The 13,260-nt window shown below is 72.3% G+C and carries 12 protein-coding genes; 11 read left to right on the top strand and 1 reads right to left on the bottom strand.

What is annotated here, in order from left to right; all coding sequences use genetic code 11:
* Nucleotides 1-92: 92 nt before the first annotated feature.
* Nucleotides 93-812 (bottom strand): response regulator transcription factor, encoded by a 720-nt coding sequence (locus ACIQF6_RS34725; RefSeq protein WP_400902505.1) that lies wholly within the window; start codon nt 810-812, stop codon nt 93-95.
* Between the two features lie 1,207 nt (nt 813-2,019).
* On the opposite strand from ACIQF6_RS34725, the gene ACIQF6_RS34720 reads away from it, so the two are divergent.
* The 11 genes from ACIQF6_RS34720 (at nt 2,020) to ACIQF6_RS34670 (ending at nt 13,241) form a co-directional block, all read left to right on the top strand.
* Nucleotides 2,020-3,588 carry an FAD-dependent monooxygenase gene (locus tag ACIQF6_RS34720; RefSeq protein ID WP_400902502.1) on the top strand — a complete coding sequence of 523 codons (1,569 nt, stop codon included), beginning with the start codon at nt 2,020-2,022 and terminating at the stop codon, nt 3,586-3,588.
* Nucleotides 3,589-3,776: 188 nt separating this feature from the next.
* On the top strand, nt 3,777-4,106 hold the full coding sequence (locus ACIQF6_RS34715) for a TcmI family type II polyketide cyclase (protein ID WP_400902499.1): 330 nt from the start codon (nt 3,777-3,779) through the stop codon (nt 4,104-4,106).
* Nucleotides 4,103-5,377: a beta-ketoacyl-[acyl-carrier-protein] synthase family protein gene (locus ACIQF6_RS34710; RefSeq protein ID WP_400902496.1), complete on the top strand. Its 1,275-nt coding sequence runs from the start codon at nt 4,103-4,105 to the stop codon at nt 5,375-5,377. Before ACIQF6_RS34715 ends, ACIQF6_RS34710 begins: the two co-directional genes overlap by 4 nt.
* Nucleotides 5,374-6,594: a ketosynthase chain-length factor gene (locus tag ACIQF6_RS34705; protein WP_400902493.1), complete on the top strand. Its 1,221-nt coding sequence runs from the start codon at nt 5,374-5,376 to the stop codon at nt 6,592-6,594. The genes ACIQF6_RS34710 and ACIQF6_RS34705 overlap by 4 nt, the downstream gene beginning before the upstream one ends.
* Before the next feature lie 19 nt (nt 6,595-6,613).
* Entirely contained in the window at nt 6,614-6,865 is a 252-nt protein-coding gene (locus tag ACIQF6_RS34700; RefSeq protein ID WP_400902491.1) for an acyl carrier protein, read from the top strand.
* A gap of 29 nt (nt 6,866-6,894) precedes the next feature.
* Nucleotides 6,895-7,680 carry a 3-oxoacyl-ACP reductase FabG gene (fabG, locus tag ACIQF6_RS34695; protein ID WP_400902489.1) on the top strand — a complete coding sequence of 262 codons (786 nt, stop codon included), beginning with the start codon at nt 6,895-6,897 and terminating at the stop codon, nt 7,678-7,680.
* 32 nt (nt 7,681-7,712) lie between these two features.
* A complete protein-coding gene (locus ACIQF6_RS34690; RefSeq protein WP_400902486.1) occupies nt 7,713-8,669 on the top strand; it encodes an aromatase/cyclase in 957 nt (318 codons plus the stop codon).
* A 2-nt stretch (nt 8,670-8,671) separates the two neighbouring features.
* Nucleotides 8,672-10,645 (top strand): SDR family oxidoreductase, encoded by a 1,974-nt coding sequence (locus ACIQF6_RS34685; protein ID WP_400902483.1) that lies wholly within the window; start codon nt 8,672-8,674, stop codon nt 10,643-10,645.
* The gene (locus ACIQF6_RS34680; RefSeq protein ID WP_400902480.1) at nt 10,642-11,409 is read left to right on the top strand and encodes an SDR family oxidoreductase; all 768 of its coding nucleotides are present in this window, start codon (nt 10,642-10,644) and stop codon (nt 11,407-11,409) included. Before ACIQF6_RS34685 ends, ACIQF6_RS34680 begins: the two co-directional genes overlap by 4 nt.
* A gap of 51 nt (nt 11,410-11,460) precedes the next feature.
* Complete coding sequence (locus ACIQF6_RS34675) at nt 11,461-13,032, top strand: acyl-CoA carboxylase subunit beta (RefSeq protein WP_400902477.1); 1,572 nt, start codon at nt 11,461-11,463, stop codon at nt 13,030-13,032.
* Nucleotides 13,029-13,241, top strand: a complete 213-nt coding sequence (locus ACIQF6_RS34670) for an acyl-CoA carboxylase subunit epsilon (RefSeq protein WP_400902475.1) — start codon at nt 13,029-13,031, stop codon at nt 13,239-13,241. The genes ACIQF6_RS34675 and ACIQF6_RS34670 overlap by 4 nt, the downstream gene beginning before the upstream one ends.
* The last annotated feature ends 19 nt before the right edge of the window (nt 13,242-13,260 follow it).

Genomic DNA, 13,260 nt, shown 5'->3' with positions numbered 1-13,260 from the left:
GCGCGCCGCCGCCGAGGTGAACGGGATGCGGTTGGGCGTCAGCGGGCGCGGGCCGGGACGGGAGTCCGCGGGGGCCGCGGGCGGGGGCTCAATCAGCTCACCTCGGCGTTGGGCCGGGGGCAGTCGTAGACGTGGCCGATCCGGAAGCCGACACCGCGGACGGTGAGGATCCAGCCGCTGTGGCCCAGCTTGCTGCGCAGTGAGCTGACGTGGGTGTCGATCGTGCGGCTGGCACGCGGGCCCAGCGCGTGGGAGGAGGTGTCGTCCCAGATCTCGCTCATCAGGCGGCGCCGGGAGACCACCGTGTCCGAGTGTCGGGCGAGGTAGTGCAGGAGGTCGAACTCCTTCCGGGTGAGCTGGACGGGCTTGCCGCGCAGCCGTACCTCCCGGGACGCGCCGTCGATGCAGATGTCCCCGACGGTCAGCGCCCCGACGGGGGTGGACGGGGCGGAGCGGGCCTTCCGGGCGCGGCGCATGATGGCCTCGATCCGGGCGAGCAACTCCCGGAACTCGTACGGCTTGTCGAGGCAGTCGTCCGCGCCGGCCTGGAGGCCGAGGACGCGGTCGAGGTCCGAACCGCGGTCGGTGAAGGCGATGAGAGGCGTGTCGCTGATCGAGTGGATGCGTCGACAGACCTCCAGTCCGTCGAGGTCGGGAAGCTCCAGGTTGAGCAGGATGATGTCCGTGTCGTCGCAGCGCGCGAGCGCCGCCGCGCCTGTGGAGACGGTCGCGACGTCGTAGCCGTGCCGCTCAAATCTGGCCGCGAGCGCCTGGGCAGGGCTGTCCTGGCCTTCCACGATGAGCACGTGCATGATGCCTTCCAAGTCTTGTGGCGCGGGTGGGCCGCTCACGCGCCGAGTGGCGGATTCCGGCCCCGAGGGAAACGACCGGCACAAGACACTGCCTGAGCCGCTGCGCCGGCCGGTGTGGGGGATGTGGCTCTGATCGGTTACGGGTGGAATGTGACCGTCGAAAGTGCTCGTCGAGCGTGATGCGAGTCTCACGGGAATGCGGCAGAGCCTGCCGGTCGGAAATCGCCCAGCCCCGTTCCGCCGTCCATCGGTGGCCGATGCGGGTTCGGGTGGAGGTGCGCCCGGGTCAGCTCCGGGGCCGCACCGTGCGGCGCGGGAAGCGGAGCGGCAAGCGGCGCAGGAGAACGTCCGGGAAGCCGCACGGAAAGGGCAGCCCGGGATTCGGCGGACCTGTGCAAGAAAAATGATGGCATGCGCAGTCCACGACCCCCAGTTTCGTGCACTCATGATATGTAGGCGGCGATTTCGATCCGGCCGGCGGACCCGTGGGTCAATTCGGCATTGATCGCCCGGTATTGCCTTGCCCGGCGTTCATCTTCTCCTTGTCCTGTCACTGATGACAACAGCATGTAACGTGCGTCACACTCGGGCCCCGTGTCGCCCACCCACGCGGACGGGTGTTTCGGCCAGCCGCGCGATGGGTGCACATTTCCTCCATATTTCCCCGGAGCCCTGCGGCGATGCGGTCGGCGGCCGACCTTCGAGGTGAAACGGAACAGTTCTGTCCGATTGTCGGCGAGGCATTGAGTTTGCCTGGTGGCGGACTTGTTGTCGGTGGTCGGAGGTTCGGTCGCGCAGGGAGCGCCCGGGGGGCGGGTATCGGCCGCCGGCTGGCGCGAACTGGCCCCCGGGTCTTATCTCCGGCGTTGGGTCGGAAGGACTGATTTCGGTCGATGTAGCGCGTCGGCCGTGTGGCGTCAGGTGTCGCGGAGGGGGCGGCGGGGCGAGCGGGCCGGCCTCCGGGCGGGCCGGCCGCCTGCCCGGCTGCCTGTTCGTCCGTCCCTCCGCGTGCTTGTTCGCCTGCTCGTTCGATCGGCACTTGCGTCGGCCTGGACCGCCGTTGGCCTTCCCCTGTCGAGTTGACAATCCTCTGACAGGATCTTGCGGATGTCCTGGAGATGTTTGCTTGAAGTGTCGGGTGGCAACGGTCGAAGATATTTATCGTCGCGATTCGAACTTGATGGAACTTTCGCTCCGGGAGATTCATATGGATGCTTCAGTCATTGTGGTGGGCGCAGGACCCGCAGGGCTGATGCTGGCCGGAGAACTGCGGCTGGCCGGTGTCGACGTCATCGTGCTGGATCGGCTGACCCGTCGCACGGGGGAGTCGCGCGGAATCGGATTCACCATGCGCACCATGGAGGTTTTCGATCAGCGCGGTATTCTCCGGCGCTTCGGTGATATCGAGACCAGCAACCACGGCCATTTCGGCGGAATTCCGCTGGACCTCGGCGTGCTCGGCAGCGCGCACCAGGCCGCCCGGACCGTCCCGCAGCACGTCACCGAGACGGTGCTGGAAGGCTGGGCCGTCGAACTCGGCGCGGACATCCGGCGCGACCAGGAATTCGTCGGGCTGACCGACCTCGGCGACAGCGTCGAGGTCCGGGTCCGCCGCACCGCGGACCGCCGCCCCCGGAACGCCCACGGCACCGGGAACGCCCGCGGCACCGGGTACGGCGAGGGCACCGGGAACGCGCATGGCGGCGGGAGTGGCGAGGGCGCCGAGAAGGTGCTGCGCGCCCGCTACGTGATCGGGTGCGACGGCGGCCGCAGCAGCGTCCGCAAGGCGGTCGGCTTCGACTTCCCCGGCACCACCGCCACCACCGAGCTGCTGATGGCGGACGTCCGCGGGGTGGAGCTGGAGACCCGGATGTCGGCGGACCGGGTCACCGGCGGGATGGTCATGGCCGCACCGCTCGGGGGCGGCATCCACCGGGTGATCGCCGCCGAGCACGGCGCGCCCCCGCGCCGCCGCACCGAGCCGCCCGCCTTCGCCGAGGTCGCCGACCTGTGGAAGCGCCTCACCGGGACGGACATCTCGCACGCGGAGCCGGTCTGGGTGAGCGCCTTCGGCGACGCCGCCCGGCTGGTCACCGAGTACCGGCGCGGACGGGTCCTGCTGGCCGGGGACGCGGCCCACGTCCACCTGCCGGCCGGCGGGCAGGGCATGAACACCAGCATCCAGGACTCGGTGAACCTGGGCTGGAAGCTGGCGGCCGTCCTCAAGGGCACCGCCGGCCCGGAACTGCTCGACAGCTACCACACCGAGCGGCACGCGGTCGGCGAACGCCTGATCGCGAACACCCAGGCGCAGAGCCGACTCATCCTCGGCGACGAGGAGGTGCAGCCGCTGCGCGGCGTGCTCGCCGAGCTGGTCGAGGTCGACGAGGTGTCCCGCCTGCTCGCCGCCAAGGCGGCCGGGCTGGACATCCGCTACGAGGTCGGCGAGGGCAGCCACCCGCTGCTCGGGCTGCGCATGCCGCGCCTGGAGCTGACCGTCGGCGGCCGGACCACCAGCAGCACCGAACTGCTGCGGGCCGGCCGAGGAGTACTGCTCGACCTGACCGACAACCCCCACCTGCGCCGCCGCGCCGCGGACTGGACCGACCGGATCGACGTGGTCACCGCCACCGCCGCCGCGCCGACGCAGGACAGCGGGCTCGCGGGCACCGCCGCGGTGCTGCTGCGCCCCGACGGGCACATCGCCTGGACCGCGCCCGGCAGTTGGCACGACCTGCCGATGGCACTGACCCGCTGGTTCGGGCGCGCCCGGTGACGACGCGCCCGGTGACGACGCGCCCGGTGACGACGCGCCCGGTTACCGCGCGCCCGACAACCGCACGCCCGTCGGCGGCGCGCCCGGCGACGGCCGCGGCCACCCGCACCACCGCAGACCACCCCCGGTGACCACCGGAACTTCCCCGCACCCCGCACCCCACACACCGCTCACCGGAAAGGCAACCGATGCAGCACAGCACACTGATCGTGGCCCGCATGGATCTCGGCTCGGCTCCCGATGTCGCCCGCCTGTTCGGCGAGTTCGACCGCTCGGAGATGCCGCACCTGATGGGCACCCGGCGCCGTCAGCTCTTCTCCTACCGCGGGCTCTACTTCCACCTTCAGGAGTTCGACTCCGAGGACGGCGGCGAGCGGATCGAGGCCGCCAAGACGGACCCGCGCTTCATCGGGATCAGCGAGGACCTCAAGCCGTTCATCGAGGCCTACGACCCCGCCACCTGGCGCTCGCCGGCCGACGCGATGGCGCAGCGCTTCTACCACTGGAGTGCCCAGTGAGCGGGCGGCGCCGGGTCGTCATCACCGGAGTCGGGGTCACCGCCCCCGGCGGCATCGGGGCGAAGGCCTTCTGGAAGCTGATCTCCGAGGGCCGCACCGCGACCCGCCGCATCTCCTTCTTCGACCCGTCGCCGTTCCGCTCCCAGGTCGCCGCCGAGGCGGACTTCGACCCGGAGCTGCACGGGCTGCGCCCGCAGGAGATCCGGCGGATGGACCGCGCCGCGCAGTTCGCCGTGGTGACGGCCCGTGAGGCGGTCGCCGACAGCGGGCTGGAGTTCGGTGCGATACCGCCGCACCGGATCGGCGTCACCATCGGCAGCGCGGTCGGCGCGACGATGGGGCTGGACCAGGAGTACCGCACGGTCAGCGACGGCGGCCGGCTGGAGCTGGTCGACCACGAGTACGCCGTGCCGCACCTGTACAACTTCCTGGTGCCGAGCTCGTTCGCGACCGAGGTCGCATGGGCGGTCGGCGCCGAGGGGCCGAGCACGGTGGTCTCGACGGGCTGCACCTCGGGCCTGGACGCGGTCGGGTACGCGGTCGAGCTGATCCGGGAGGGCTCGGTCGACGTCATGGTGGCCGGCGCGACGGACGCCCCGATCTCCCCGATCACCGTGGCCTGCTTCGACGCGATCAAGGCGACGACCCCGCGCAACGACGACCCGGAGCACGCCTCCCGGCCGTTCGACGCGAGCCGCAACGGCTTCGTGCTGGGCGAGGGTTCCGCGGTGTTCGTGCTGGAGGAGCTGGAGAGCGCCCGCAGGCGCGGCGCGCAGATCTACGCCGAGGTGGCCGGGTACGCGACCCGCTCCAACGCCTTCCACATGACGGGGCTGCGCCCCGACGGGCGGGAGATGGCGGAGGCGATCCGGGTCGCGATGGACGAGGCGCGGCTCAACCCGGAGGACATCGACTACATCAACGCGCACGGCTCGGGCACCAAGCAGAACGACCGGCACGAGACGGCGGCGTTCAAGCGCAGCCTCGGCGAGCACGCCCACCGGACGCCGGTGAGCTCGATCAAGTCGATGGTCGGGCACTCGCTCGGCGCGATCGGCTCGATCGAGGTGGCGGCCTCGGTGTTCGCGATGAAGTACGACGTGGTGCCGCCGACGGCCAACCTGCACAACCCCGACCCCGAGTGCGACCTGGACTACACGCCGCTGGTGGCCCGCGACTGGCGCACCGACGCGGTGCTGTCGGTCGGCAGCGGCTTCGGCGGATTCCAGAGCGCCGTGGTGCTCGCCGACGTGGAGAGGGCGGACCGATGAACCGGGGACCCGTGGTGACCGGCCTGGGCATCGCCTCGCCCAACGGCCTCGGTCTGGACGACTACTGGAAGGCGACGCTGGACGGCCGCAGCGGCATCGGTCGGGTCACGCACTTCGACCCTTCCTCGTACCCGGCCCAACTGGCCGGTGAGATCGAGGGGTTCGTCGCCGAGGACTACCTCCAGGCGCGGCTGCTGCCGCAGACCGACCGGATGACCCGGCTCGCGCTGGTGGCCGCCGACTGGGCGCTCGCCGACGCGGGCGTGGTGCCCGCCGAGCTGCCCGAGTTCGACATGGGCGTGATCACCGCCAGCGCGTCCGGCGGGTTCGAGTTCGGCCAGAACGAGCTGCGGGCGCTGTGGAGCATGGGCGGACGGTACGTCAGCGCGTACCAGTCGTTCGCCTGGTTCTACGCCGTCAACAGCGGCCAGATCTCGATCCGCAACGGCATGCGCGGGCCGAGCAGCGTCGTCGTCAGCGACCAGGCCGGCGGGCTCGACGCGCTCGCCCAGGCCCGCCGGCAGGTCCGCAAGGGCACGCCGCTGGTGCTCACCGGCGCCGTCGACGCCGCGATCTGCCCGTGGGGCTGGGTCGCCCAGCTCGCCAGCGACCGGCTGACCGTCAACCGGGACCCGCAGCGTGCCTATCTGCCGTTCGACGACGGCGCCTCCGGGTTCGTGCCCGGCGAGGGCGGGGCGTTGCTGATGCTGGAGGACGCCGCACACGCCCGGGCCCGCGGTGCCGACCGGATCTACGGCGAGCTGGCCGGCCACGGCGCCACCATGGACCCGGCGCCCGGCAGCGGCCGCCCGCCCGGTCTGCGCCGGGCCGTCGAACTGGCCCTCGCCGACGCGGGCGTGACGCCCGCCGACATCGACGTGGTGTTCGCCGACGCCGCCGCCGTGCCCGAGCTGGACCGGATCGAGGCCGAGGTCCTCACCGGCGTGTTCGGCCCGCGCGGCGTGCCGGTGACCGCCCCCAAGACGATGACCGGCCGGCTGTACTCGGGCGCCGCGCCGCTGGACGTGGCCGCCGCCCTGCTGAGCATCCGGGACGGCGTGATCCCGCCGACCGTCCACACCGAACCGGCCGAGCGCTACGGGCTCGACCTGGTCGTCGGCGCGCCGCGGGAGGCCGCCGTCCGCACCGCACTGGTGATCGCCCGCGGCTACGGCGGCTTCAACTCGGCCGTCGTCGTCCGCTCCGCCACCCGCTGACCCCGCCGAGGAGACCCCGATGAGTGCACACCTGTTCACCCTGGCCGACCTGGAACGCATCCTGCTGGAGGGCGCCGGCGCGGCCGAACCCCTCACCGCGGACGCCGAGTTCGAGACCCTCGGCTACGACTCCATCGCACTGCTGGAGACCGTCACCCGGATCGAGCGCGAGTACGGCATCACCCTCGACGAGGACGTCCTCGGGCGCAGCCGCCGGCCGGCCGACCTGATCGACGCCGTCAACGCGCACCTGTCCGCGCACGCCGCCTGAGCCCCGCCCATCGACTGGAGAGACACGACATGACGAACGACGACCGCAAGGTCGCCCTGGTGACCGGCGGGACCAGCGGGATCGGCCTGGCGTCGATCCGGATCCTCGCCCGGCAGGGCCACCGGGTGTTCTTCTGCGCCCGCGACGAGCAGGCGGTGGCCCGCACCGTCAAGCAGCTGCGGGAGGAGGGCCTGGAGGTCGACGGCACCACCGCCGACGTCACCGCGCCGGAGGACATCCGGCGGCTGGTCGGCGCGGCCGTGGAGCGCTTCGGCAGCATCGACGTGCTGGTCAACAACGCCGGCCGCAGCGGCGGCGGCGTGACCGCCGGCATCACCGACGAGCTGTGGCTCGACGTCATCAACACCAACCTCAACAGCGTCTTCCGGGTGACCCGCGAGGTGCTGACCGCCGGCGGCATGCAGGAGAAGCCCAGCGGACGGATCATCAACATCGCGTCCACCGCAGGCAAGCAGGGCGTCGTCCTCGGCGCGCCCTACTCGGCCTCCAAGCACGGCGTGGTCGGCTTCACCAAGGCGCTCGGCAACGAGCTCGCGCCGACCGGCATCACCGTGAACGCGGTGTGCCCCGGCTACGTCGAGACGCCGATGGCACAGCGGGTGCGCCAGGGCTACGCGGCCGCGTTCCAGACCGACGAGGACGCGATCCTGGAGAAGTTCCGGGCCAAGATCCCGCTCGGGCGCTACTCGACGCCGGAGGAGGTGGCCGGCCTGGTCGGCTACCTCGCCTCGGACACCGCCGCGTCCATCACCTCCCAGGCGCTCAACGTCTGCGGCGGGCTGGGCAACTTCTGATCCGCCCCGGCACACCCCCCAAGGAGACGAGCATGGCCGAGCACACCCCGCACGCCCTCAAAGAGGTCGAGCACGAGATCACCGTCCGGGCCGCGGCCGCGGACGTCTACCGCCTGCTCGCCGAGGTGGAGAACTGGCCGCGGCTGTTCCCGCCGTCGGTGTTCGTCGAGTACCTGGAGAAGGAGGGGAACACCGAGCGGATCCGGATCTTCGCCACCGCCAACGGCGAGGTCAAGAGCTGGGCCTCGCGCCGCGAGCTGGACCCGCAGGCGCTGCGGATCACCTTCCGCCAGGAGGTGTTCTCGCCGCCGGTGGCCGAGATGAACGGCACCTGGATCCTGGAGCCGCTCGGCGAGCAGGAGACCCGCATCCGGCTGCTGCACGCCTACCGCTCGGTGGACGACGACCCGGCGGGCCTCGCCTGGATCGACGCCGCCGTCGACAGCAACAGCAAGGCCGAACTCCCGTCGCTGAAGGCGAACGTGGAGCTGGCCGCGCAGGCCGACGAGCGCACCCTGTCGTTCGAGGACACCGTCCGGATCGACGGCTCGGTCAAGGATGTCTACGACTTCCTGAACGAGGCGCAGCTGTGGTCCGAGCGCCTGCCGCACGTCGCCTCGGTCACGCTCACCGAGGACACCGAGGGCCTCCAGATCCTGCGGATGGACACCCTGACCAAGGACGGCTCCTCGCACACCACCGAGTCCGTCCGGGTCTGCTTCCCGCACCGGCGGATCGCCTACAAGCAGACGACGCTGCCCGCGCTGATGGAACTGCACACCGGCTACTGGCAGTTGGACGAGGACGAGACGGGCGTCACCACCGCGACCTCGCAGCACACCGTGGTGATCCGGACCGAGAACATCGCGAAGATCCTGGGCGCCGACGCCGGCCTGCCGGAGGCGCGCGCCTACATCCGCAACGCGCTCGGCACCAACAGCCGGGCCACCTTGGGCCACGCCACGACGTACGCGGAAGAGCGGCGCTGAGCGTGGACGGCGTCCTCGACACGGACGTGGTCGTCGTCGGCGCGGGACCGGTCGGGCTGCTGCTCGCCGGGGAACTCCGCGCCGGCGGCGCCCGGGTGGCCGTCCTGGAGCAGCTCGCCGGGCCGACCACCGAGTCCCGGGCGTCCACGCTGCACGCCCGGACGATGGAACTCCTCGCCGAGCGCGGGCTGTTGACGCGGCTGGGCGAGCTCCCGGACGGCGGTCCTGGCCACTTCGGGGGCCTGCGCCTCGACCTGCGGGAGGCCGACCCCGGCCACCCGTACGCGGGCCAGTGGAAGTGCCCGCAGACGCACCTGGAGGCCGTGCTCCAGGAGTGGGCCGTCGAACTGGGCGCCGACCTGCGGCGCGGCCACGTGCTCACCGGGCTGACCCGGTGGCCGGACGGGGTCGTCGCCGGGGTCGCCCCGCTCGGCGGGAAGCCGTACCGGCTGTCCGCCCGCTACCTGGTGGGCTGCGACGGCGAGACGAGCACGGTGCGGCAGCTGGCCGGGTTCGACTTCGCCGGACAGGACGCCGCCCTGGAGATGCTGCGCGCCGACGTGGCCGGGATCGACGTGCCGAACCGGCGCTTCGAGCGGCTGCCCGCCGGCCTGGCCACCGCCTTCCGCTGGCCCGACGGCACGACCCGGGTGATGGTGCACCGCTACGGGGAACGGCCCCGCCGGCGCACCGCCGCGCCGACCTTCGACGAGGTGTGCGAAGCGTGGGCCGAGGTGACCGGCGAGGACATCTCCGCCGGGAGCGCGCGCTGGCTCGACGCCTTCGGCACCACCCGCCGCCAGGCCACCCGCTACCGCGACGGCCGGGTGCTGCTCGCCGGGGACGCGGCCCACGTCCAGATGCCGGTCGGCGGACAGGCCGTCAACCTCGGCCTCCAGGACGCGGTCGCGCTCGGCCGGCGGCTCGCCGCCCAGGCCGTCGGCGGCGACCGGCCGGAGGCGCTCGACGCCTACCACGACGAGCGGCACCCGGTCGGCGCCCGCACCCTCATGAACATCCAGGCACAGGCCCAACTGCTGCTCGGCGGCCCGGAGGTGGAGGGGCTGCGCGCGCTCTTCGGCGAGCTGCTGGAGCACGCCGCAGTGCGCCGCCACCTGGCCGGAATGATCAGCGGCCTCGACACCGCGACAACGCCGCAGCAGCCGGCCGACCCGCACCGAACAGCGACGACACAGAGGAGTTCGACCATGAACAGGCTCACCGACCGGACCGCGCTCGTCACCGGCTCCGGCCGCGGCATCGGCCGCGCCACCGCGGTCCGGCTCGGCCGCGAGGGCGCCCTCGTCGCCGTGCACTACGCACGCAACGAGGCCGCGGCGCAGGAGACCGTCGACCTGATCGAGAAGGACGGCGGACGGGCCTTCGCGATCAAGGCCGAGCTGGGCGTGCCCGGCGACGTGCAGGAACTGTTCGCCGGCCTGGAGCAGGGCCTCAAGGCCCGCACCGGCGAGGCCCGCCTCGACATCCTGGTGAACAACGCCGGCGAGACCAGCGCCACCGGCGTCGCCCCCGAGGACCTCACCCCCGAGCAGTTCGACCGGTACTTCGCCGTCAACGCCCGGGCGCCGTACTACATCACGCTGCGCGCCCTCGGCCTGATGCCCGACGGCGGCCGCGTCATCAACATCTCCTCCGGCATCACCCGCTTCGCCAACCCCGAGCAGATCGCCTACGGCATGACGAAGGGCGCGATCGAGCAGCTCACCCTCCACCTCGCCCGGCACGTCGGCCCGCGCAACATCACGGTCAACACCGTGGCGCCCGGCATCACCGACAACGGCCACGCCGTCTTCGACATCCCCGAGGCCGTCGAGGCGATGTCCCAGCTGTCCGTCTTCAAGCGGGTCGGCGACGTCGGCGACGTCGCCGACGTGGTGACCTTCCTCGCCACCGACGAGGCACGCTGGATCACCGGCGCCTTCATCGACGCGACCGGCGGGACCCTCCTCGGATGAGCGGGACCACCACCGCCCGGACCGCCGTCGTCACCGGCGCCAACAAGGGCATCGGACGCGCGATCGCCCGCCGCCTCGGCCAGGCGGGCCACACCGTCTACCTCGGCGCCCGGGACGAACAGCGCGGCCGGGCCGCCGAACGCGAACTGCGCGCCGAGGGACTGGACGTGCGCTTCCTCCACCTCGACGTCACCGACGAGGCCTCCGCCGCCAGCGCCGCCGAACGGATCGCGCAGGAGGCCGGCCACCTCGACGCACTGGTCAACAACGCCGGCGTCGGCGGCCCGCTGTCCACGCCCAGCGAGACCCCGGCCGACGAGGTGCGCCGGGTCTACGAGACCAACGTGTTCGCGGTGATCACCGTGACCAACGCGCTGCTCCCGCTGCTGCGGCGCGCCCCGGCCGGACGCATCGTCAACGTCAGCAGCGTGCTCGGCTCGCTCGCCCACGCGGCCGCCCGCAAGGACCCGACCGGGGTCTTCCCGGACGGCGTCTTCCCGGCGCACCTGGCCTACAACACCTCCAAGGCGGCGCTGAACGCCGTCACCGTCACCTACGCCAACGAGCTGCGCGACACCGGGATCCTGGTCAACGCCGTCTCGCCCGGCTGGGTGGCGACCGACATCAACGGCCACCAGGGGGCGCTGACGCCCGAACAGGGCGCCCGGATCCCGGTCCTGCTCGCGACCCTCGGCGAGGGCGGCCCCACCGCGGCCTTCGTCGGCGAGGACGGCACGGCCGAGGGCCGGCTCCTCGACTGGTGACCGCACGCGGCACCACCTGACGCACCGCACCACATCGACCGGGGAGGGGACATGACCACCGCACCCGCACCGGCGGCCGGGCTGGACAGGCTGACCGAACTGAGGGGACTGAAGGAGCTGGCCCGCGAAGGAGCGGATCCCGCGGCCACCGAACGCCAGCACGCCAAGGGCAAGCTCACCGCCCACGAGCGGATCGAACTCCTGCTGGACAAGGGCAGTTTCACCGAGATCGAGGCACTGCGCCGGCACCGGGCGACCGGCTTCGGCCTGGAGCTCCGGCGCCCGCACTCGGACGGCGTCGTCACCGGCTGGGGCACCGTCGAGGGCCGACCGGTCTTCGTGTACGCGCACGACTTCCGGATCTTCGGCGGCGCCCTCGGCGAGGCCCACGCGCAGAAGATCCACAAGATCATGGACCTGGCGCTCGCCGCCGGCGCGCCCCTGGTCTCGCTCAACGACGGCGCCGGGGCACGGATCCAGGAGGGCGTCTCGGCGCTCGCCGGCTACGGCGGGATCTTCCAGCGCAACACCAGGGCGTCCGGGGTCATCCCGCAGATCAGCGTCATGCTCGGCCCGTGCGCGGGCGGCGCCGCCTACTCGCCCGCGCTCACCGACTTCGTCTTCGCCGTGCGGGACATCTCCCAGATGTTCATCACCGGCCCGGACGTCGTCCAGGCCGTCACCGGGGAACGGGTCTCCCAGGACGGCCTCGGCGGGGCGGACGTCCACGCCGGGGTGTCCGGCGTGGCGCACTTCGTCTACGACGACGAGGAGTCCTGCCTGGCGGAGGTGCGCTACCTGCTGTCGCTGCTGCCCTCCAACAACCGGGAGCTCCCGCCGGTGACGGTCGGCACCGACCCGGCGGACCGGGTCGGCGAGGCGCTGCTCGACCTCGTCCCCGCGGACGGCAACCGCTCCTACGACGTCCGCACGGTGATCGAGGAGATCGTCGACGACGGCGACCACATGGAGGTCCACGCGTCCTGGGCGCCCAACCTGGTGTGCGCACTGGCCCGGCTGGACGGCCAGGTGGTGGGCATCCTCGCCAACCAGCCCGCGGCCATGGCCGGCGTGCTCGACATCAAGGCCAGCGAGAAGGGCGCGCGGTTCGTCCAGTTCTGCGACTCCTTCAACATCCCGCTGGTGACGCTCGTCGACGTGCCCGGCTTCCTGCCCGGCGTCGACCAGGAGCACGACGGCATCATCCGGCGCGGCGCGAAACTGCTGTACGCGTACTGCAACGCCACCGTGCCGCGGATCTCCGTCGTGCTGCGCAAGGCCTACGGCGGCGCGTACATCGTGATGGACTCCCGCTCGATCGGCGCGGACATCGCGCTCGCCTGGCCGGGCAACGAGATCGCCGTGATGGGCGCGGAAGGCGCGGCCAACGTCGTCTTCCGCCGGGAGATCGCCGCCGCCGACGACCCGGACGCCATGCGGGCCGCGAAGATCGACGAGTACAAGCGCGAACTGGTCCACCCCTACTACGCGGCCGAGCGCGGGCTCGTCGACGACGTCATCGACCCCCGCGACACCCGGTCGGTGCTCATCCGCTCGCTCACCATGCTGCGGGCCAAGGACGCCGGGCTGCCGCACCGCAAACACGGGAACCCGCCGCAGTGAACCCCCGGCCCGAACCGATCCTGCGCGTCGAGAAGGGCAGCCCCGACGGCGACGAACTCGCCGCGCTCACCGTCGTCCTGCTCGCCCGGCTGGCCGCCGCGGCCGACGCCGGCCCCGAGGCGGGCGGACGGCTGCCCCGGGCCGGCTGGCGCCGACCGGAACGCGCCCCCGGTTTCCAGGGCCCGCGCACCTGGCACGCCGCCCGTTGAGAACCCCGATACCACCGAA

The organism is Kitasatospora sp. NPDC092948, from assembly GCF_044754805.1.
In the GTDB taxonomy this organism is placed as follows: Bacteria; Actinomycetota; Actinomycetes; order Streptomycetales; family Streptomycetaceae; genus Kitasatospora.
This window is presented reverse-complemented; position numbering and strand designations above follow the sequence as displayed.